Annotated in this window: 18 protein-coding genes; 10 read left to right on the top strand and 8 right to left on the bottom strand. The window is 71.8% G+C overall.

Annotated elements, in window-relative coordinates; genetic code table 11:
- Nucleotides 1–43 precede the first annotated feature (43 nt).
- Genes DV20_RS29680 through DV20_RS29660 form a run of 5 tightly spaced genes read left to right on the top strand, consistent with a single transcriptional unit; the run spans nt 44 to nt 6,598 of the window.
- On the top strand, nt 44–595 hold the full coding sequence (locus DV20_RS29680; RefSeq protein WP_200876527.1) for a YbaB/EbfC family nucleoid-associated protein: 552 nt from the start codon (nt 44–46) through the stop codon (nt 593–595).
- Nucleotides 596–605: 10 nt separating this feature from the next.
- Nucleotides 606–914 (top strand): type VII secretion target, encoded by a 309-nt coding sequence (locus DV20_RS29675; RefSeq protein WP_043786156.1) that lies wholly within the window; start codon nt 606–608, stop codon nt 912–914.
- On the top strand, nt 914–4,921 hold the full coding sequence (locus DV20_RS29670) for a hypothetical protein (protein WP_167344407.1): 4,008 nt from the start codon (nt 914–916) through the stop codon (nt 4,919–4,921). The genes DV20_RS29675 and DV20_RS29670 overlap by 1 nt, the downstream gene beginning before the upstream one ends.
- Nucleotides 4,922–4,946: 25 nt before the next feature.
- Nucleotides 4,947–5,771: a hypothetical protein gene (locus DV20_RS43225; RefSeq protein WP_051736186.1), complete on the top strand. Its 825-nt coding sequence runs from the start codon at nt 4,947–4,949 to the stop codon at nt 5,769–5,771.
- 2 nt (nt 5,772–5,773) lie between these two features.
- Nucleotides 5,774–6,598 (top strand): hypothetical protein, encoded by an 825-nt coding sequence (locus DV20_RS29660; RefSeq protein WP_043786154.1) that lies wholly within the window; start codon nt 5,774–5,776, stop codon nt 6,596–6,598.
- A 50-nt stretch (nt 6,599–6,648) separates the two neighbouring features.
- Here DV20_RS29660 and ilvA read toward each other — a convergent pair whose 3' ends face one another.
- On the bottom strand, nt 6,649–7,851 hold the full coding sequence (gene ilvA, locus DV20_RS29655) for a threonine ammonia-lyase (protein ID WP_043786152.1): 1,203 nt from the start codon (nt 7,849–7,851) through the stop codon (nt 6,649–6,651).
- Between the two features lie 95 nt (nt 7,852–7,946).
- On the opposite strand from ilvA, the gene DV20_RS29650 reads away from it, so the two are divergent.
- The 3 genes from DV20_RS29650 to DV20_RS47055 all read left to right on the top strand — a co-directional run bounded on the left by DV20_RS29650 (nt 7,947) and on the right by DV20_RS47055 (nt 8,899).
- The gene (locus DV20_RS29650; protein ID WP_043786150.1) at nt 7,947–8,219 is read left to right on the top strand and encodes a hypothetical protein; all 273 of its coding nucleotides are present in this window, start codon (nt 7,947–7,949) and stop codon (nt 8,217–8,219) included.
- Between the two features lie 81 nt (nt 8,220–8,300).
- Entirely contained in the window at nt 8,301–8,774 is a 474-nt protein-coding gene (locus tag DV20_RS29645; RefSeq protein WP_043786148.1) for a TIGR03618 family F420-dependent PPOX class oxidoreductase, read from the top strand.
- The gene (locus tag DV20_RS47055) at nt 8,771–8,899 is read left to right on the top strand and encodes a hypothetical protein (protein WP_268747451.1); all 129 of its coding nucleotides are present in this window, start codon (nt 8,771–8,773) and stop codon (nt 8,897–8,899) included. Before DV20_RS29645 ends, DV20_RS47055 begins: the two co-directional genes overlap by 4 nt.
- Before the next feature lie 809 nt (nt 8,900–9,708).
- On the opposite strand, the gene DV20_RS29640 is transcribed toward DV20_RS47055, so the two are convergent.
- The 5 genes from DV20_RS29640 to DV20_RS29620 form a co-directional block, all read right to left on the bottom strand.
- Nucleotides 9,709–10,866 carry a cystathionine gamma-synthase gene (locus DV20_RS29640; RefSeq protein ID WP_043786147.1) on the bottom strand — a complete coding sequence of 386 codons (1,158 nt, stop codon included), beginning with the start codon at nt 10,864–10,866 and terminating at the stop codon, nt 9,709–9,711.
- Between the two features lie 50 nt (nt 10,867–10,916).
- Nucleotides 10,917–11,348: a hypothetical protein gene (locus DV20_RS43220; protein WP_051736185.1), complete on the bottom strand. Its 432-nt coding sequence runs from the start codon at nt 11,346–11,348 to the stop codon at nt 10,917–10,919.
- On the bottom strand, nt 11,349–11,801 hold the full coding sequence (locus DV20_RS29630; RefSeq protein ID WP_043786145.1) for a hypothetical protein: 453 nt from the start codon (nt 11,799–11,801) through the stop codon (nt 11,349–11,351).
- Between the two features lie 345 nt (nt 11,802–12,146).
- Nucleotides 12,147–13,661 (bottom strand): hypothetical protein, encoded by a 1,515-nt coding sequence (locus DV20_RS29625; RefSeq protein ID WP_043786144.1) that lies wholly within the window; start codon nt 13,659–13,661, stop codon nt 12,147–12,149.
- 150 nt (nt 13,662–13,811) lie between these two features.
- Nucleotides 13,812–15,182, bottom strand: a complete 1,371-nt coding sequence (locus tag DV20_RS29620) for a cystathionine beta-synthase (RefSeq protein WP_043786143.1) — start codon at nt 15,180–15,182, stop codon at nt 13,812–13,814.
- Nucleotides 15,183–15,409: 227 nt separating this feature from the next.
- Between DV20_RS29620 and DV20_RS29615 the strand changes: the two genes are divergently transcribed.
- Nucleotides 15,410–16,630 (top strand): acetyl-CoA C-acetyltransferase, encoded by a 1,221-nt coding sequence (locus DV20_RS29615; protein ID WP_043786142.1) that lies wholly within the window; start codon nt 15,410–15,412, stop codon nt 16,628–16,630.
- Nucleotides 16,631–16,699: 69 nt separating this feature from the next.
- Here the strand turns inward: DV20_RS29615 and DV20_RS29610 are convergent, their stop codons facing one another.
- Nucleotides 16,700–17,392 carry an LppU/SCO3897 family protein gene (locus DV20_RS29610; RefSeq protein ID WP_043786140.1) on the bottom strand — a complete coding sequence of 231 codons (693 nt, stop codon included), beginning with the start codon at nt 17,390–17,392 and terminating at the stop codon, nt 16,700–16,702.
- A 193-nt stretch (nt 17,393–17,585) separates the two neighbouring features.
- Nucleotides 17,586–18,419 carry a Bax inhibitor-1/YccA family protein gene (locus DV20_RS29605; protein ID WP_043786138.1) on the bottom strand — a complete coding sequence of 278 codons (834 nt, stop codon included), beginning with the start codon at nt 18,417–18,419 and terminating at the stop codon, nt 17,586–17,588.
- 317 nt (nt 18,420–18,736) lie between these two features.
- Here DV20_RS29605 and DV20_RS29600 point away from each other — a divergent pair, with 317 nt between their 5' ends.
- On the top strand, nt 18,737–20,206 hold the full coding sequence (locus tag DV20_RS29600) for an MSCRAMM family protein (protein WP_043786137.1): 1,470 nt from the start codon (nt 18,737–18,739) through the stop codon (nt 20,204–20,206).
- Nucleotides 20,207–20,300: the final 94 nt, after the last annotated feature.

Raw genomic sequence — 20,300 nt, 5'->3', positions numbered from 1 at the left:
CCGGGAGCCGTCAGTGTGGAGAAGCTGAAGAGAAGGGGCCGTGATGCCGGACAGCATCGACGCCAGCGACGCGATGATCGACAACTGGACCAAGCGGCTCGAGGAGAACGCCGCGCGGTACCAGGCGCTGGCCGATCGCATGCAGGGCCAGACGGTCACCGAGCGGTCGAAGGACGGCACGGTCCAGGTGACGATCGACTCGCGCGGACTGCTGAAGAACCTGGTCATCGCGGAAACCGCGGCCGGCAAGCGGATGGCCGAGGTGTCGGCGCAGGTGATGCAGCTGGTGCAGCGGGCGCAGGCGCGGATCCCGGAGCTGCTGCAGCAGGCCATGACCGAGACCACCGGCACCGGCGACCAGGCCGCGGCGGAAATCGTCCGCGAGGCGCAGAGCACCTTCCCGGCGCCGCCGCCCGAGCCCGACCCGGCGTTCCCGGAACCCGACCGCGTCCGCCGGTTCCTGCCGGAGGACGCCGAGGAACCGCCGCCGCCCGCGGCGCCGCGCACCCCGCCGTCGCCGTCTCCGCAGCAGCCCCGTCGACGCCGCCCGGCCGACGACGATGACGACGACTTCGGCGGATCGATCCTGTCCTGAGGGGGAAACCGTGGCAGACGTGGAACTCAGCACCGACCTCACGGCGCACGCGAGGCAGCTCGACGCCATCGGTGACGGGCTGCAGCAGGCCGTTGACGCGGCGAACCAGGTGAGCATGCCGACCGACGCGTACGGCATCCTCTGCCAGCCGTTCCGGATGATGCTCGACCCGGTGGAGCAGTACGGGATCGACGCGCTCAAGGACGCCGTGCAGGCGATGACGGCGGTGTCGGGCAAGGTGCGCGAAGCCGCGGCGGCCTACCGCCGGTACGAAACCGGTGTCGCCGACGACCTGAACTCCTCCGCGGGCGGTGCGTGATGCCGGAGGGCAACCCGCTCGTCGCCGACGCCAAGAAGGACCCGGACGGGCCCGGCGCGTTCACGGCGGGCAACGGCGACTACGGCTGGGCCGGCGGCATCGGCATCGCCGAGTCGTCGATGGACGCGTTCAACGGCATCAAGGACGGCGACTGGGTTTCCGGCGGTCTCGGGATGCTGTCGCTGGCCGGCGAGATCGCCGGGGCGGCGATCGACCCGTTCGGGTACCTGATGTCGTCGGTGGCGTCGTTCCTGATGGAACACGTGCAGCCGTTGAAGGACATGCTGGACTCGGTCGCGGGCAACCCGCCGGTGATCCAGTCCTATGCGGACACGTGGGGCAACGTTGCGAAGGCGCTCGGCGAGCGCAAGACGGACTTCGACAACGCGGTCAAGAACGGCACGACGGGCTGGACCGGCGCGGGCGCGGACGCGTACCGCAAGTTCGCGGCGGAGCATTCGGACGCCCTGTCGGGCGCGGCGACGGTGGCGGGCGCGATCAGCACGGTCACGATGATCATGGGCCAGGTCGTGTCGTTCGTGCGGGAGACCGTGCGGCAGCTGATCGCGGACCTGGTCGGCAAGCTCATCGCGTGGGTGATGGAGGAGGTCTTCAGCCTCGGCTTCGGCACGCCGGTGGTGGTGGCGCAGGCGTCGGCGGCCATCGCCAAGTGGGGCAAGAAGATCGGTGAGCTGCTCAAGAAGCTGACGGACACGATCCGGAAAGTGTCGCCGCTGCTGTCGAAGCTGGTGGACCTGTTCGAGAAGATCGCGAAGGTCTTCGGGAAGGTGCTGGGCAAGGTCAGCGGCCTGGACGGGCTGAAGGTCAAGGAAGGCGGCTTCGTCCGGAAGATCCCGAAGGAGGGCGGCGGGGTTCACCCGCGCGCCCACGGCGACGGTCCCGACGGTGACGGCCCTGATGGCGGGCATTCCGGCGGGGACGGGGATTCGCCGAGTGCCGACCCGGATTCCCCGGCCGACGGCAGTTCTCGCCGGAGCTCGGACCGGGACAGCTCGCCCTCGCGCGCGGATGGCGAAGAGGGCGCGCCGTCGCACGCCGGGGACGGGGATGGGTCGCAGCCAGGGGACGGTTCTCCGTCGGGTGTGCGGTCGGACGAGAGCGCGCCATCCCACGCCGGGGACGGTTCTCCGTCGCACGCGGGCGAGGGCGGCTCCTCGCCGACTCGAACGCCTTCGCACACCGGCGACAACAGCCCCTCGCCCACCCGCGGAAGTGACGGCTCCCCGTCGCACACCGGCGACAACGCTCCCACGCCGACGCGGGGCACGGACAGCGCTCCGTCGCGAGCAAGCGACACCAGTCCCTCGCCCACCCGCGGTAATGACGGCACCCCGTCGCACACTGGCGACACCAGCCCCTCGCCGACCCGCGGAAGTGACAGCACGCCGTCGCACACCGGCGACAGCAGCCCTTCGCCGACCCGCGGCAGCGACAGCACGCCGTCGCGAGCAAGCGACAGCAGCCCCTCGCCCACCCGCGGTAACGACGGCACCCCGTCGCACACTGGCGACAACGCTCCCTCGCGTACCGGGGACAGCAGCCCGTCTCCCGTGCACTCCGGATCCTCGCCCGCCGCTCGGTCCGATGGGCCCGGCCCGCATGCCGGGACCGATACCCCCAGCGCCGCGCCGCCGCGTGGCGATGGCAGTACCTCCGCCAGTGGTACCGCTCCCGCCGCTCCGCGCGCCGGTGAGGCCGGTACGGTTCCGTCGCCGCGGGGTGGGGACGGTGCCGCCTCCGGGGTGCCGCCTCAGGGTGGCGCTCCGATGATGGGCGGGATGCCGCCCGGTGGCGCACCCGGCGGCGGTGGTGGTGGCCTCGGCGGGGGCTCGCCGCGGACCGGCGGTGGTGGTGGCTGGACCGGCACCCCGGGGAGCCCGGGCGCGCACGTCGACGCCCCCGGACGGCCCCGCACCGGCGGCGACCTGCCCGGCGGCCGTCCCCGCACCCCGGACGCGCCCGCACCGGCGGCCCGCGGCTTCGGCCCAGGCACCCAAGGCGCCGGCCCCCACACCCCTGGCCCCCATGCCCCCGGCTCCCGCAGCCCCGGCACGCACACCCCCGGCACGCACACCCCCGGCACCCACGCCCCTGACTCCCGCAGCCCCGGCACCCACGCCCCCGGCACCCGGCCGCACGAGGGCGGACCCGGCCACGGCCCCCACGACAACGGCCCGACGCCGCACGACGACGGCCCCGGCGCGCACGACCCCGACGGCGGTGCCCCGCACCACGACGGACCGCTCACTCCGGACGAGGTCAACGCCCGGCACTCCGAAAGCACGCCGTCGGGCACGTCGTACCACGCCGGTGATCCGGACATGGGTGACCTGCCGCACCGCGTGCACCCCGATCCGGACGGCCGCTACACCGTCGACGTGCACGTCACGCCGGACGGCCACGCCCGCATCGGCGACCGCCTCTACACCCCCGAAGAGTTCGCGGACGTCCTGCGCCGCAACGGGGACTACGACGGCCGGCCGGTTCGGCTGATCGGGTGCGACGCGAGCTCCAACGACTTCGCGCACCGGCTCTCGCGGGAGCTCGACACCGAAGTCCTCGCCCCCACCCGGCCCGCGTGGACCGACTCCCACGGCCGCGTCTTCTCCTCCGACTACGAGATCGGCCCCGACGGGCGCATGCGGCCGCGGATCCCGCCGGACGGCGAATGGAACGTCCACCGCCCGGACGGTTCCGTGCACCGGGCCGGCGACGACGGCTTCGCCCCCGACACGCACCACGCCGACCCGCACGACGTCGACGCCGACAGCGCGCTCGCCCGGGGCAAGGACCACCCGGACATGCACGACCTCGACGAGGGCTGGCAGGAACCCGGGTTCAGGCGCCACGAGAATCTCACGCTCGGGCCGAACGAGCGGTTCTACGACCCGGCGAACCCGCGGCACCTCGAACCGAACACCCGCTACGAGGTCACCGACGCCAACGGGCGGTTCACGCGGGTCTACACCAACGGCGACGAACCGCCGCGGATCACGCACGTCGACGCCGACGTGCCGAACACCCGCGTCGGGAACAGCAGCGCCGAGACCGGCAACCCGGATGCGAGCCACCTGCTCGGCGACGTCGACTACCGGGTGAACACCGGGGAAGGCCACTTCGAGTTCCACACCGACGCGGACGGCCGTCCCGAGCTGGACATCGACCACTTCGACCCGCCGATGACCCCGCCGCCCGTCGAGCGCCGGATCACCGGCTACGACCCCAGCCACACCGGGGACGGCCCCTTCGGCGCCACGCCGCCGGAAGACCTCCAGCCGAACAGCCGGTACGAGATCTACTCGACGGCGCCCGACGGCACCGAACAGTGGCACGGCACCTTCTACACCAGCGGCGACAACCCGCCGGAGTTCACGCACATCAAGACGTGGCACGACAACGAACGCGGCATGATCAACCCGGAAACGGGTGATCAGCACACGATGCACGACCAGCACGCCGGCCGGCCCGACGGCATGCCGGTGCGCGGCGCCAAGTACGAGATCGGCGCCGAGAACATGCACTACCACGTCGACGAGCACGGCAACGCCGCCGTTTCCTGGGAGCCGGACTACTCCAGCCCGGCCACCAAGCGGGTCGGCGTCGGCCCCCAGGAACGCACCGGCCACATCGGGCAGGCCGACCACCCGGGCAGCACCGTCAACCGGGGCGGGCACACCGCCGATCACCGCTCAGGTGGGCTGCAGGGCCGGATGGGCATGGTTCCGCAGCTCTACGAGCAGAACCACAGCGTCGGCAACCCGGACAACTGGCGGCAGATGGAGATCGACCGCCAGACGTTCGAACGGAACGGCGGCGACCACGGCGTGACGCGCGTCTACGCCGACGCGCCGTCCGTCGGCGAGACACCCGACCGGCTGCACGTGATGTCCGAGAGAATCCACCCCGACGGCACCCGCACGTACAACTACAGGAGCTTCCCGAATGTCGCGAACCCAGCCCCCGTGGTACCCCCCACCCGGACCTGATCTCCGGGAGGCGGACGAGGACCAGGTGGTCCGCTGGATCGGCGGCTGGCTGATGGACGCCGCTCCCGGCGGCTGGCGGCGGATCGACATGACCGTCCGGCTGACTGCGGCCGTCGAGGAGATCGCACTGGCCGTCGTGATGCCGGACGGCGCGGCGGCGCGCATGGAGCCGCCGCCCGACGTCAGCCCCCTGCTGTTCGAGCTGCGGAACAAGAAGTACGTGCGCGACCGCGGCACCTGGCTGTCGCTGCGGCTGGTCATCGAGCCGGACGGCGAGTACCGCGTCACCTACAACTTCGACCTCGACCCGCTGTGGGACCCGCCGCTCGAGGCCGCCGTCTGGCACCAGGACTTCGAGGCCTACCCCCGCACCGAGGAATGGACGCCCTCCTGGTACCGGGAAGGCGTCAAGGGCGAGACCGGCGGGGAGCAGCCGCCCGACGAGCCCAACGCGCTGCTGAAGAACGTCGCCGACTACCTGAAGTTCACCCTCCCCGCGGGCTGGGACTACCTCCAGCTGCAGTACCGCGCGGTCGGCGGCCACGAAGAGTCCGGCGCGATCGTCTACACCATCACCGGGACGACCTACCCGTGGACGCCGCCGGAACCGGTGCTCGACCTGCTGCGCCGGCACCGGGCGGCCTCGCTCTCCGACGGCCGGGGCACGTGGGTGAGCCTCACGTACGAAATGCGCTTCCCCGACTCGGTCAAGGCGCGGTTCAACGCGACCGAAGACCCGGGCTTCCAGGAGCAGCCGCCCGCCGGGGCGTACGCCGAAGAGCTGCGCCGCTACCCGCGCTCCGAGCGGCGCACGCCCGACTGGCTGCGCCAGGGCGCCGAAGGGGCCTGACCATGACGCAGTCACCGGGTCCGCTGCGCCCGGACCAGCAGCAGGAGGTCGTCCACCGGATCGGGGCGGTGCTGGCCGCGCAGGTGCCGCCGGGGTGGCGGCAGCTGCGGCTGGAGTACCGCGCCGCCGGGCGGCACGTCGAAACCGATCTGCTGGTGACCGGTCCGGACGGCGTGCCCCGGCCCGGGCAACCGCACCCGGAGGCCGTGCGGCTGCTCGGGGTGCTGCGGTCGGGCATGTACCAGCCCGGCGCCGGCACCTGGCTGGGCGCGATCCTGGTCTTCGAGCCCGGCCTGCCGCCGGACGCCGACTTCGTGCGGCCCGACCTCGAACCGCCGTTCCGCCAGCAGCCGCCGCCGATCGGGTTCCAGGACGAGCTGCGGTTCTTCCCGCGCGCCGACGAGCGCATCCCGGCCTGGCTGCGCGAGCGAGCCGGGCTGACCCCGCCGGCCGCGGGCGGCGAGGTGCGCACCCCGCGGATCTACGACGGCGTCGACGCAGCGGGCAAGCCGCTGGTCCGGCGCGCACCGCTCCTCCCCGCGGAAGCCGAGCGGGTGCTCGCGTACCTCGACGCGGCGCCGGTCATCCTGGCCTCGCGCAGCAACGGCCCGGACGCGTTCGCGCCGGAGCGCGAGGACGCGGTGCCGATGAACTTCCGCACCGACGGGGCCTGGGCCTGGCCCGGCGCGGTCGCGTACTACCTGCGGGAGCACGGGGTGCCGCCGGACCCGGACCTGGTCGCCCACATCCGGGCCCGCCGCTTCACCGCGCCGTCGGAGGTCCCCGAGCCCGTCAAGGACCTGGCCCTGGCGGCCATCACCGGCTAAAGCCTGTGACATCGGGGTTCCGCCACCCGAACCCCCGGAAGAAGGGGGTTTCAGACCACCGTGTAGCCCGCGTTCGTCAGCGCGACCTCGACTTCCTTGCAGTGCTCCGGGCCGCGCGTCTCCAGCGAGAGCGCGACGTCGGCCTCGCCGAGGTCGAGGCTGCCGGAGATGCGCGAATGCTCGACGTCGAGCACGTTCGCGCCCAGTTCGCTGACGCACGACAGCACGCCGACGAGCGAGCCGGGGCGGTCCGGGACCCGCAGCCGCAGGTGCAGGTAGCGGCCGCCCGCCGTCATGCCGTGCTGGATGATCTGCAGCAGGAGCACCGGGTCGACGTTGCCGCCGGAGAGGATGGCCACGACCGGCGGCTCGAACACGCCGGGGTGCTGCAGGAGCGCCGCGACCGTCGCCGCGCCGGCCGGCTCGACCACCAGCTTCCGGCGTTCCAGGCACAGCAGCACAGCGCGGGACAGGAACTGCTCGGACACCGTCACGACGTCGTCGACCAGCGATTCGACGTGGGCGAAGCTGACCAGGCCGGGTTCCCCGACCGCGATCCCGTCGGCCATGGTCGAGGTCGTGCTCAGCCGCACCGGCGCGCCGGCGGCCAGCGACGGCGGGTAGGCCGCGGCTTCCTCGGCCTGGACGCCGACGACGCGGACGTCCGGGCGCAGCGCCTTCACCGCCGACGCGACCCCGCCGACCAGCCCGCCGCCGCCGGTGGCGACCAGGATCGTCTTCACGCCCGGGACCTGCTCGAGGATCTCGAGGCCGACCGTGCCCTGGCCGGCGATGACGTCCGGGTGGTCGAAGGGGTGGATGAACACCGCCCCGGTGCGCTCGCCGAACTCGATCGCGGCCCTGAGCGTCTCCTCGAGGAGAGCGCCGTGCAGGTGGACGTCGGCGCCGTAGCCGCGGGTGGCGGCCAGCTTCGGCAGCGGCGCCCGCAGCGGCATGAAGACGGTGGACTTGGCGCCCAGCAACGACGACGCCAGCGCGACGCCCTGCGCGTGGTTGCCGGCACTGGCCGCGACGACGCCCCGCTCGCGCTCGGCCCCGGTCAGGCCGTGGATGCGGGTGTAGGCGCCGCGGATCTTGAACGACCCGGTGCGCTGCAGGTTTTCGCACTTCAGGTGCACCGGACCGCCGTGGAGCCGGCGCAGGTCGCGCGCGTGCTCCATCGGCGTCACCCGGGTCACTCCTTTGAGGAGTTCCCGGGCGGCCTGGATCCGCTCGAGGGTGACGAGTTCCATGCGCCGGACTATGCCACTCAGGAACTCCACAGGTTGACCGGACCGTGAGCCGGGTACCCTGGGTCGCGTCAACATGCGGTAAACAAGGAGCGACCATGGCACCCGGGAACGACGCGAACACGGCCCGACGGGCGCGCGCCACCCGCTCCGCCGGCCTGCTCCCGCTCGTGGTCGGGCTGGCCTCGGCCGCCGCGCTCACCGGCGCCGCGTACCTCACGGTGGACAAGGCCTCCTGCGGCACCCCGGCCCAGTACATCCGCCACGACAGCCACGTGGAGCTGGTCGGCGGCTGCGTCGACGGCGCGAAGCTGCCGGCCACCGGCACGCCCTCCACCGGCGACGCCGTGCACGGCAACTACAACCCCTGACCTGGCGGGTTACCCCGATGTGCCCGGGGAACACAAAAGTGCCTTCTTCCGCCCGCCGCGGCCGTCTCCGATGATCACCGGGTGACCACTGTCCACGAGCCGGGCCGCGGCCCCGGCCCCGCCAAGCCCACCGAAGAAGCGTCGAGCCGGCTGCTGGGCGCCCACAGCCTGGGCGCGCTGGCCACGGTCAACCGCGGCGGCTTCCCGCACCTGTCGACGGTCGCCTACGCCTGGGATCCGGCGCAGCGCGTGGTGCGGATCGGCTCCACGGCGGGGCGCGCCAAGGTCCGCCAGCTCGCCCGCGACCCGCACGCGTCGCTCTACGTCAGCAGCGACGACCACCTGGCCTTCGCCGTCGCGGAGGGCGTGGCCGAGGTGTCGCCGGTCAGCGCGGTGCCCGGGGACGAGACCGGCCGGGAGCTGCTCGCGATGCAGGCGCCGTTCGGTGACCCCGGCGACGAGGCCGCGTTCCTGCGGAACATGGTCGAGGACCGCCGCGTGGTCATCCAACTCCGGGTGGACCGGCTCTACGGCGGCGGCCTCGACGTGGGATGACCCTGGACCAGTGCGCGCTGGCGCTCCTCGAGACGCCGGGCAAGGGATTTCTGGCCGTCGAGCTGGGCGTGCGGGCGGCCGATGGACGACCGGCGAAGGACGTCAGTGCCGACGGGGCCACCTGAACGGCCACGACGGGCGCACGGCGCGAATCAGGACCGCAAGGTCGCGAAGCCCCTTCGTGTCTCCAGTCTTGTGCACGATGAACGCCCCGAGGCCAAGCACGGCAACAAAGGCGACTAGGGAGCACACCGGGACAACGAGCAATAGCAAGTCAACTCCACAACGACGTACACCAGCCCCGGTGCCGGTGTCGTTGGTTCGAGTTGCATGCTGTTGTAACGGTTCACGGCCGGGAAGCGAGCCAGAGATGAGCGGCAACCGGGGGCTGCTCGGTGGCTGCGGGCTGGTGTGCGCAACCTGCACCTTTGCCTCGGTGCATCTGGCGAGTCCCCTTTGGGGGGAACGTGAACCGGTGTACGGGCACAGACTACCTGCCAGGCGGAGAACAGACGGCCCGGACGCGTTTCGGCGGACCGTGGGTGATCGGCTCCAGCCGGGCAGCTCGACCGAATCAGCCGCGTCCGGACGTCAGGGTGTGGTCACCGGTTGGCGAACATTCACAGTCGGTCACCACCCGGGAACGAGCCGCCGCTCTCGGCTTCGCCGCGTTCGCCCGGGAGGGCCGCACGGTCTCCGACGTCGGCATGATCCTGGGCAACACCTCAGAGACCGAGCACCCGCGGGCGGTGCAGACGTTCCTCCAAGGCTCGCGGGATATCGCGGCTGTGGGCGAAGTCCTGCTCGGCTTCGTGCTGATCTGGCCGACGGTGCGAAGAAGTCCGCGGACATCATCACGGCTGCGCGGCAGTCCGGCAGCAAGGCGGTCTTGGCTGCATGGCACGCAACGAAGACCGCCTTGGGGCGCTTGAACTCAGCCCAGGGCGGTCAGCAGGTCCGCGACCAGGTCGCGGCCGTCCTCGATGCCGACCGAGAGGCGGAGCAGGTCGGCCGGGACCTGGAGGGTCGAGCCCGCCGTGCTCGCGTGGGTCATCTTGCCCGGGTGCTCGATCAGTGACTCGATGCCGCCGAGGGACTCGGCGAGGATGAACAGCTTCGTGCGCGAAGCCACCTCCAGCGCGGCCTGCTCGCCGTCGACGTGGCTGAACGACACCATGCCGCCGAAGCGGCGCATCTGCTTCGCCGCCGTCTCGTGGCCCGGGTGCTCCGGCAGGCCCGGGTAGTAGACCTTCGCCACCTTCGGGTGCTTGACCAGCGCCTGGACGATCTTCTCGGCGTTGTCGCTGTGCCGCTCCATGCGCAGGGCGAGGGTCTTGATGCCGCGCAGGGTCAGCCAGGCGTCGAACGGCCCCGGCACCGCGCCGGCGGCGTTGCGCAGGTAGAAGAACTGCTCGCGCAGCTCGTCCTCGTTCGTGATGATCGCGCCGCCGACGACGTCGGAGTGGCCGCCGAGGTACTTCGTCGTCGAGTGCAGGACGATGTCCGCGCCCAGCGCGAGCGGGTTCTGCAGGTACGGCGTCGCGAAGGTGTTGTCGACCACCAGGCGGGCGCCGGCGTCGTGCGCGACCCCGGCCAGCGCGGCGATGTCGGCGATGCCGAGCATCGGGTTGGTCGGCGACTCGCACCAGACGAGCTTGGTCTCGGGCCGGATCGCGGCCCGCACCTCGTCGAGGTTCGCGAGGTCGGCGACGGTGTGCTCGACGCCCCACAGGCTGAGCACCTTGTCGATCAGCCGGAACGTGCCGCCGTAGGCGTCGTTGCCGAGCACGAGGTGGTCACCGGGGCGGAGGGTACTGCGCAGCACCACGTCGGAGGCGGCCATGCCGGACGCGAAGGCCAGCGCGTGCCGGCCGCCTTCCAGCGAGGCCAGCGCCTCCTCGAGCGCCGAACGGGTCGGGTTCGCGGTGCGCGAGTACTCGTAGTCGCCCTCGCGGGTCCCGCCCACGCCGTCCTGCGCGTAGGTCGAGGTCTGGTAGATCGGCACGATCACCGCGCCGGTGCGGGGGTCGGGCTGCTGACCGGCGTGGATCGCGCGCGTCTCGAAGCCCAGTACGGAGTAGTCGTCCACCATTGGTTCAGCGTACGGGCCGCCGCCGGCATTCCCGTCAGGTGGGACAGATCTCAGCGTCGCATCCAGCGCCGGGTGGCCGGCCGGGCCGCGAGCACCAGCAGGGCCACGAACGGCGCCGCGGTGACGAGCCCGCGCAGCACGGGCTCACCGATCCCCGTGGGGCCGCCCACGACGAAGAGGATGCGCTGGAAGCGGAGCACCGAGGCGACGATCAAGGCGACCAGTGCGAGCCCCCCGGCGGCCAGGCACAGCACCCGGCCCGCCTCCACGCGCGCGAGCAGCGTGCTCCCGCCGAGCAGCAGCAGCAAGCCGATGACCGCGTCGGCGATCTGGCCGGGGACCAGCAGGTCCAGCGGGCCGAACCCGAAGACCACGGTCCACCAGAAGATGCCCGTCAGAAACCACAGCCCGCCGAGGACGGCGAGCACCCCGGCGGCGACCGCGGTCCCGGCCCGGGGCTTCGGCGGGGCCGTGACGGCCATTCACCAGCTCCGGGACGAGTAGGCGCCCTGGCCGGACAGCACCGGGGCCATGGACGTGCGGTAGCGCAGGTAGCGGAACGTCGGCGGCAGGAACGCCAGCACCAGCACGAGCACCGACAGCGCCGCCAAGCCGACGCGGTCGGCCATGGCGAACCCGCCGTGGGTGAACATCGCGTCGGCGAACCGGGCGAGGGGCACCTCCACCGACATCGGCTCGGTGAGCAGGGCACCGATGGCCAGCAGGGAACCGAGGCCGAGGAGGACCGCGCCCGCCGTCGCCCGGAACAACGTGGCCAGTGACCCCAGGAGCAGCACCAGGCCCGCCACGAGGTACGCGGCCAGGTCCACCAGCACCCAGACCGGCAGCGCTCCCAGGCTGAATTCGGCCGGCATGTCGAGGAAGATCTTGACCGGCACATATCCCGCGGCCACGGCGGCCGGAAAGCCGAGCACACCGGCGAGGACCGCCGTTGCTCCGGATGGCCTATTCGATGAATACGAATGCGAATGCGACGCCGGATATCCGTGCGGACCGGTCACAACTCCCCCATCAGCCGAACGCGGGACAACGGCGCTCACCCTAGTCGGAAACGAGGGAATCAGTCCGGAATGACAACGGAATTCGGCCGGACGGCGGAACCCAAGATCATTTTTGTGCGCTAGTGGCAGAAATGCTGTCCCGCGATCACGGACGGCAGCGCGCCAACCGTTTCTTGTCCTATTCGGACAATTGCAGGCCGTGAAATGCAGCGTGCCCCGGAGCCGATTCGGCTCCGGGGCACGACGAGGTGCGCTAGCTCACCATTGCTGCTGCTGCGGGGGCTGGCCCGGCTGGCCGAACCCGCCGCTCGGCGGGCCCTGGTGCCCTGGCGGCTGGCCCCAGCCCTGCGGCGGCTGACCAGGCTGGCCCGGCTGGCCCGGCTGACCAGGCTGGCCGTACCCCCCGGGCTGCTGACCCGGCTGGCCGTACCCGCCCGGCTGCCCCGGCTGCGGGAAGCCCCCGCTCGAGGGCTGCGGGAACCCGCCGCTGGACGGGTTGGGCCCGCCCGGCTGGCCGTAGCCGCCCGGCTGGCCGTAACCCTGCGGCGGCTGACCCGGCTGGCCGTACCCACCGGGCTGGCCCGGCTGCCCGTACCCGCCCTGCTGACCCGGCTGGCCGAACCCGCCCGGCTGCTGCGGGCCGCCGAAGCCCTGCGGCGGCCCGCCGAAGCCCTGCGGCCCGCCCGGCGCGGCACCGCCGTCGCCGAGGCCGACGTACTGCCGCGTCGCCGGGACGAGGCCGAGCACGCCGATCACGAGGATGAGGATGCCGAAGATCAGCGGCGGCAGCCCGAGGCCGAAGGTGTCCCGCGCGGACGCGGACGCCTGCGCGAGGGTCTCGGCGTTCGGCGTCATCCCGATCTTGATCAGCAGAGCGAAGATCGCGAGGATCGCGCCGCCCGCGACGATGGCGATCGGGACGAACTTCCGGAGCCCGCCCAGCTTGCCCACCAGCGCCAGCCCGACGCCGCCGGCCAGCGAGATCAGCGAGCCCAGCAGGATCATGATCACGTAGAACCAGAGCAGGCCCGGGCCGATGAGCCCGGCCGAGTCGAGCACGCGCTCGATGGCCGCCTGGTCGGGCGCCCTGTCGAAGATCGACGAATAGTCGCTCGCGTCGCCCATGTAGCTGAACGAAATGATCAGCGCGATCAGCGCGAACAGGGCGACCAGGCCGCCGGCGATGTAGCCGAACAGGCCGTTGCCGCCCGCCGACGGCCCGCCGAGCTGCGGCGGCTGGCCACCGAAGCCGGGCTGCTGCCCGAACCCGGGAGCACCGAAGCCCTGCGGCTGGCCCGGCTGACCGAAGCCACCCGGCTGCTGCCCGAAGCCCCCCGGCTGCTGGCCGTACCCGCCCGGCTGCTGGCCGTACCCACCGGGCTGCTGGCCGAAGGCCGCGGCCGGGTTGTCGGCCGCGCTCGGCGGCGGGGTGTACGGGATGGCCGGCGGCTGGGAGCCCGGGGGCACCAGCTGCGTCGAGTCCGCGACCGGGGCGTCGCCGCCACCGGCCGGGTTCACCATCTGGGTCGCGTTCGCGTCGACCGGCGGCATCGCCTGGGTCGCGCCGCCGTCACCCGGCCGGCCCGGCTGGACCACCTGGGTCGGCTCCGGCGTCTCCCCGAACGGGGAACCGCCCTGGTGCTGGGCGGGCTGGACGACCTGGGTCGGTTCCGGGCTGCCGAACGGGTCCTGCTGCGGCTGGGGGCCACTCGGCGGGCCCTGAGGTGGCTGGCCGCCACCCCACGGCTGGTTCGGTGGCTGCGGTGCACTCATGTGGGTCTTGAACCCCCTTGACGAGGACGCGAAAGTGTTCTACTCGCGCCCACGCTATCGGATCGCCCGGCAGGGCGCTCGTAACGCCCTGCCGGGTCCGCCGATGAGATGCCTCCGGCATCCGGGGCTTCGACCCCCCCCGAAACGCTCTTACCGACCGGCGAGGAAGCCCAGGAGGTCGTGGCGGGTGACGACGCCGGCCGGCTTGCCGTCGACCAGCACGAGCGCGCCGTCCGCCCCTTCGAGCGCGGTCATCGCCGCCCCCACCTGTTCGCTGCCGCCGATCGTCGGCAGGGGCGGGGACATGTGCTGCTCGAGCCGGTCGGCCAGCTGCGCCTTGCCGGTGAACAGCGCGTCGAGCAGGTCACGCTCGTTGACGGCGCCGACGACCTCGGCGGCCATCACCGGCGGCTCCGCGCTGACCACGGGCATCTGGCTCACGCCGAACTCGGAGAGGATCCCGATGGCCTCGGCGACGGTCTCCTTCGGGTGCGAGTGCACCAGGGCCGGCAGGTGCCCGCTCTTCTTCGTCAGCACGTCGGCGACCGTCGCGCCGGAGGAGTCGGGCTGCAGGAAGCCGTAGGACGACATCCAGGTGTCGTTGAAGACCTTCGTCATGTAGCCGCGGCCGCCGTCGGGCAGCAGCACGACCACGACGTCGTCCTCGGTGAGCCGCTCGGCGAGCTTCAGCGCGGCCGCGACGGCCATCCCGCAGGAGCCGCCGACCAGCAGGCCCTCCTCCAGCGCCAGGCGCCGGGTGACCTGGAAGGAGTCGGCGTCGGAGACCGGGATGATCTCGTCGGCGATGTTCCGGTCGTAGGTGTCCGGCCAGAAGTCCTCGCCGACGCCTTCGACCAGGTACGGGCGGCCGCTGCCGCCGGAGTAGACCGAGCCCTCCGGGTCCGCGCCGATCACCTGCACGGCGCCGTCGCTGACCTCCTTGAGGTACCGGCCGGTGCCGGAGATGGTGCCGCCGGTGCCCACGCCCGCGACGAAGTGCGTGATCTTCCCGTCGGTCTGCTTCCACAGCTCCGGGCCGGTCGAGAGGTAGTGGCTTTCCGGGTTCTGCGGGTTGGCGTACTGGTTGGGCTTCCAGGCGCCTTCGATCTCGCGGACCAGGCGGTCGGAGACGTTGTAGTAGGAGTCCGGGTGCTCGGGCGGCACCGCCGTCGGGCACACCACGACGCGGGCGCCGTACGCCTTGAGCACGTTGCGCTTGTCTTCGCTGACCTTGTCCGGGCAGACGAACACGCACTGGTAGCCCTTGCGCTGGGCGACCATGGCCAGCCCGACGCCGGTGTTGCCGGACGTCGGCTCCACGATCGTGCCGCCCGGGCGCAGTTCGCCGGACGCTTCGGCGGCCTCGATCATGCGCAGCGCGATCCGGTCCTTGACCGAGCCACCCGGGTTCAGGTACTCGACCTTGGCCAGCACGAGCGGCTTGAGCCCCTTGGTCAACGAGTTCAGCTTGACCAGCGGGGTGTTGCCCACGAGGTCTGCGATGTGCTCTGCGTACTCCACGACCGCCAGCCTAAACGGCCGCCCCATGGCGCTGTCCACTCAGCGGGTGCCGTCGGTGCCGTCGACGAGCGCGAGGCCGGCCGGGCCGGGGCGACGCGGCACCCCGGGCACGATCGTCGTGGTCCGCCGGCGGAGAAGCTCACAGCCGCTCCGGCTTTCTCCCGGACGCCCTGCCCGGCAGTATGGTGAGCAACTGCTTAGCTCGCGATACGAGGATGTGTCCCGTCATGCCTGAAGCCGTCATCGTCTCCACCGCGCGCTCCCCGATCGGGCGCGCCAACAAGGGTTCGCTGGTCAGCATGCGGCCCGACGACCTGACCGTGCAGATGGTCCGGGCGGCGCTGGCCAAGGTGCCGCAGCTCGACCCCGCCGACATCGACGACCTGATGCTGGGCTGCGGCCTGCCGGGCGGCGAGTCCGGGTTCAACATGGGCCGCGCGGTCGCCGTCGAACTGGGTTACGACCACCTGCCCGGCTGCACGATCACCCGGTACTGCTCGTCCAGCCTGCAGACCACCCGGATGGCGTTCCACGCGATCAAGGCCGGCGAGGGCGACGTCTTCATCTCGGCCGGCGTCGAGACCGTCTCGCGGTTCGCGAAGGGCAGCTCCGACTCCTGGCCCGACACGCACAACCCGCTGTTCGCCGACGCCGAGGCCCGCACCCAGGCGACCGCCGAGTCCGGCACCGACACCTGGACCGACCCGCGCACCGAGGGCAACGTCCCGGACGTCTACATCGCGATGGGCCAGACCGCGGAGAACCTGGCCCGGCTCAAGGGCGTCACCCGCGAGGAGATGGACGAGTTCGGCGTCCGCTCGCAGAACCTGGCCGAAAAGGCCATCGCGGACGGCTTCTGGGCCAAGGACATCACCCCGGTGACGCTGCCGGACGGCACGGTCGTCTCGAAGGACGACGGCCCGCGCGCCGGCGTCACCCTCGAAGGCGTCTCCGGCCTGAAGCCGGTGTTCCGCCCGGACGGCCGCGTCACGGCGGGCAACTGCTGCGCGCTCAACGACGGCGCGGCGGCGCTGGTGATCATGTCCGACACGAAGGCGCGTGAGCTGGGCCTGACGCCGCTGGCGCGGATCGTGTCGACCGGCGTCACCGGCCTTTCGCCGGAGATCATGGGCTACGGCCCGGTCGAGGCGTCCAAGCAGGCGCTCTCGCGCGCGGGGCTGTCCATCGGCGACATCGACCTGGTGGAGATCAACGAGGCGTTCGCGGCGCAGGTCATCCCGTCGTACCGCGACCTGGGCATCGACCTGGACCGTCTGAACGTCAACGGCGGCGCGATCGCGGTCGGCCACCCGTTCGGCATGACGGGCGCCCGGATCACCTCGACGCTGATCAACTCCCTGCAGCACCACGACAAACAGTTCGGCCTCGAGACGATGTGCGTCGGCGGTGGCCAGGGCATGGCGCTGATCATCGAACGCCTTTCCTGACCGGAGCACCCTGGGTACGCGAAAGGCCCCCTCGCCGGCGCGGCGAGGGGGCCTTCGTCAAGCCGGGAGCTATTCGTTCGTCTTGACGCACATCGTCGTCGCCGGCTCCGGGTAGACCGCGACGCGGGTGGCGTCGGTGCCCTCGCAGACGCTCTTGTCGGCCTGGCCGGTCACGACCTTGACCAGCTCGCCGTCCTTGCTCGGGTCGGTGCAGGGAACCTTCAGGTAGCCCTTGGTCTGGGACGTGAAGTTCGTCAGGCAGTCGCCCTGCTTCGCGTTGATCATCAGGCACAGCTTGTACGAGCTGCGGCCGGTGACCGAGTAGGTGTCGTAGCCCGCGTCCGAGCCGCCGGGGCAGGCCTCGGAAGCGGTCTCCAGCTTCTTGGCGATCTTGACGTTCGCCTTCGGGTCGTTGCAGTCGGCCTTCACCGGGTCGTCGCCGCCCTGGGTGAACTCCGTGATCGAGAGGCAGTCACCGGCGTTCGAGGTGGCGGGCGACTTCATGAAGGAAATGATCCCCACGACGACGATCGCGATCACCACGAGCGCGCCGACGCCACCCAGGATCAAGCGGGCCTTCGAGCGCTTCGGCGGAGCCGGCGGCGCGGGCGGGAACCCCTGCTGGCCGGGCGGGAACTGGCCGGGCGGCGGGCCGTACTGGCCGGGCTGGCCCTGCGGCGGCGTGCCGAACTGGCCGGGCTGGCCGTACGGCTGCTGCGGCTGGCCGCCGGGCGGCGGTCCGTAGGGATCGGGCTGACCCACCGGCTGCTGGCCCCCGGGGGCCGGAGGGGGAACGCTCACTGTGAACCTCACACATGTGAAATGAGAACCGACCGGCACATCAAACACGCAGGGTGAGCGCCGTCCGCAGCGGGGTCCTCATATGCACGAATTACCCACAGAAAAGGCGCCCCGATGGTTACGGAGCGCCTTCACTGCGGAACTGTGGGGCAGGTTACTCGCGGAAGTACGAGAGCAACCGGAGGATCTCCAGGTACAGCCAGACCAGCGTCGTCATCAGGCCGAACGCGGTGTACCAGGCCCACTTCGACGGCATGCCCTCGCGGATCATCCGGTCCGCCTGGTCGAAGTCGAGCAGGAAGCTGAAGGCCGCGATGCCGATGCAGACGAGGCTGAAGATGATAGCGATCGTGCCGCCGCCGCGCAGCGGGTTGAAGCCGAAGGCGAGCGTGCTGATCAGGTTGAACAGCATCAGGACCGCGACACCGACGGTGGCGCCGACGATCCACTTGGTCAGCTTCGGCGTGACCTTGACCGCGCCGGTCTTGTAGACCACCAGCATGCCGATGAACACACCCGCGGTGCCGATGATCGCCTGCAGCGCGATACCCGGGAAGAAGGCTTCGAACAGGGCACTCAGCGCGCCGAGGAACAGGCCTTCGGCCGCCGAGTAGGTCAGCGTCAGCGGGCCGCTGGGCTTCTGGCGGAAGATGATCACCAGCGAGATGACGAGCCCGACGACCAGGCCGCCGAGCATCGCGCCGAGGAGCGCGCCGGAGATCCCGCCGGACGGGTCGATCTGGGTCCGCCCCCAGATCGCCGTGATCACCCCGACGAGCAGCGCGACGCCGAGGGACATGCCCGTCTTGACGACGACGTCGTCGACGGTCATCGGCCGCTCGCCCTCACCGGAGGCGGCCTGGCCGGGGCCGTACCCGGGCACGCCGCCCTGGGGTTGGTTGAAGCCCACCGGGGGCCCGTACTGCCCGTAAGTCTGGGTTCCGCCACCGGGCAGGTTGCGGAACGCCGGGTTGCTACTGGAACGCACCTGATCCTCCTGGATCTGCTGCTTCGTGGATCATCGCTGCATCGGGTCCAACGACCGCCGCGGGCGCGGGGTTCCCGTCGAGTAAAGACGACTTTACTCGACGGCGGCTCCGCTGCCTCGGAAGACACGGTAAGCGACGAACGTCACGACCGTTCGGCGACAGCCACCCGAAGAGCGGTACACAGTTTCACTCGTTGGCGCAACGCTCACTTCGCGTGCTCGGCTCTTCACCGAACGCGTGTCGGGGACTTGATCAGTCGTGTGACCTGCAGAGACGCCGGGCGCTGCCGCGCGTCGAACGAAGGAGCATTGACACCATGGGGTGGTCAACACGCCCGCGCGCGGGTGCTCGCGCGCTCACCGGCCTCGTCGCCGCGGCCCTGCTCGGCACGCTGTCGGTGACGGTCGGCGCCGCGCCGGCCTCGGCCGCCAGCCAGGAAGGCATCGGCTACGAGGTCAAGCCGGGCCAGGACATGACCCCGCGGCCGAGCCGCAACTGGCTCGGTTCGTACGTCGTCGGCGGCGAGCAGGTCTTCTGCGTGAGCTTCCAGCTCAAGGCCCCCGACACCGACGAGCCGTACAAGCCGGGCGACGAGCTGCTCACGAAGTGGGGCACGAAACTGCCCGCGGATCAGGCGGCGAACATCTCCTACCTGCTGCTGCGCTACGGCGACACGAAGAAGCCGGCCGAAGCCGCGGCGCTCGCCCACCTGCTGCACTCGTGGACCGCCGCCCCGCGCACGCCGGCCGACCTGGACCCGGCTCTCCACTACGACGAGATCGGCTACGACGCGCAGTACCACCTCGACCTGCTGCCCGCGGACGCCAAGGCGGCCGTCGAGCGGCTGCGCACCGAGGCCGAGACCGACCGCGGCCCGTGGACCGCGTCGGTGACCACGCCGAAGGGCGACCAGCACCCCGGCGAGGCCGCCGAGTGGACGGTCACCGTGAAGAACGCCAAGGACAAGGGCGTCGCGGACGTCCCGGTGAAGCTGACCGCGACCGACGCCACCCTCGACGACGGCAAGGCGGAGGCCGCGAAGGCCGCCGCCGGCAACTCGAGCCCGCAGGGCGCCGCGAAGGACGTCACGCTCAAGACGGGTGCCGACGGCACCGTGCGGGTGAAGCTGACGCCGGCCGGGGACCAGCCGAAGCTGGTGGCGGCGCTGTCCGCCCCGGCCGACCGGCCGTACGTGCGCGTGCCCGTCGAAACCAAGGTGCAGCGCGTGGTCTCCACCGGCGGCGAAAAGGAGCTGACCGCGCAGGGCGTCGTCAACGTCGCCAAGCCCGGCAAGGTCCAGGTGACCAAGACGGACGCGAACACCGGCAAGGGCGTCGGCGGCGCGGTCCTGCGCATCACCGGCAAGGACCGGACGTCGGCCGCGCTCGGGCAGGACGGCAAGCCGCTCCTGGGGGCCGACGGCAAGCCGGTGATCGTCACCACCGACGGCAAGGACGGCGGCGTGACGGTCGAGAACCTCCGCGCCCCGCAGGAGATCTGCGTCGTCGAGGCGAGCCCGCCCCCGGGCTACACGAACGCCTTCGACCCGAAGAACCCGCCGTCGGCGTGCGGCACGGTGAAGCCGGGCGAGACGCTCGCCCTGACCGTGACGAACAAGCCGAACGAGGTCCCGCGGGCCATCCCGGCCGGTGACCAGCCGGTCGCGCGGGCGCACGGGGTCGTCGAGACGAGGTACTCCGTGCCGGGCCTGCTCGGCCTCGGCCTCCTCGTGCTGCTGGCGGCCGGGCTGGCCGGCCTCGCCGCGCGGCGGGCGTCCCGGCGGTAACGACGTGGCGGAGCACGACGGCGACTGGCGACGCGAGGACTGGTTCGTCGAGGAATGGCACCGGGGCACCGGCTGGGCGGCTCCCGAAGAGGAG

The organism is Amycolatopsis rifamycinica (genome assembly GCF_000695625.1).
GTDB lineage: Bacteria > Actinomycetota > Actinomycetes > Mycobacteriales > Pseudonocardiaceae > Amycolatopsis > Amycolatopsis rifamycinica.
Note: the sequence above shows the minus strand (reverse complement) of the source record. Positions and strands in the feature narration are given on the sequence as shown.

Coding starts and splice junctions, on each gene's coding strand:
- DV20_RS29680 (WP_200876527.1), top strand. CDS start 44: ATGCCGGACAGCATCGACGCCAGCGACGCGATGATCGACAACTGGACC.
- DV20_RS29670 (WP_167344407.1), top strand. CDS start 914: ATGCCGGAGGGCAACCCGCTCGTCGCCGACGCCAAGAAGGACCCGGAC.
- DV20_RS29660 (WP_043786154.1), top strand. CDS start 5,774: ATGACGCAGTCACCGGGTCCGCTGCGCCCGGACCAGCAGCAGGAGGTC.
- ilvA (WP_043786152.1), bottom strand. CDS start 7,851: ATGGAACTCGTCACCCTCGAGCGGATCCAGGCCGCCCGGGAACTCCTC.
- DV20_RS29650 (WP_043786150.1), top strand. CDS start 7,947: ATGGCACCCGGGAACGACGCGAACACGGCCCGACGGGCGCGCGCCACC.
- DV20_RS47055 (WP_268747451.1), top strand. CDS start 8,771: ATGACCCTGGACCAGTGCGCGCTGGCGCTCCTCGAGACGCCGGGCAAG.
- DV20_RS29640 (WP_043786147.1), bottom strand. CDS start 10,866: ATGGTGGACGACTACTCCGTACTGGGCTTCGAGACGCGCGCGATCCAC.
- DV20_RS43220 (WP_051736185.1), bottom strand. CDS start 11,348: ATGGCCGTCACGGCCCCGCCGAAGCCCCGGGCCGGGACCGCGGTCGCC.
- DV20_RS29625 (WP_043786144.1), bottom strand. CDS start 13,661: ATGAGTGCACCGCAGCCACCGAACCAGCCGTGGGGTGGCGGCCAGCCA.
- DV20_RS29615 (WP_043786142.1), top strand. CDS start 15,410: ATGCCTGAAGCCGTCATCGTCTCCACCGCGCGCTCCCCGATCGGGCGC.
- DV20_RS29600 (WP_043786137.1), top strand. CDS start 18,737: ATGGGGTGGTCAACACGCCCGCGCGCGGGTGCTCGCGCGCTCACCGGC.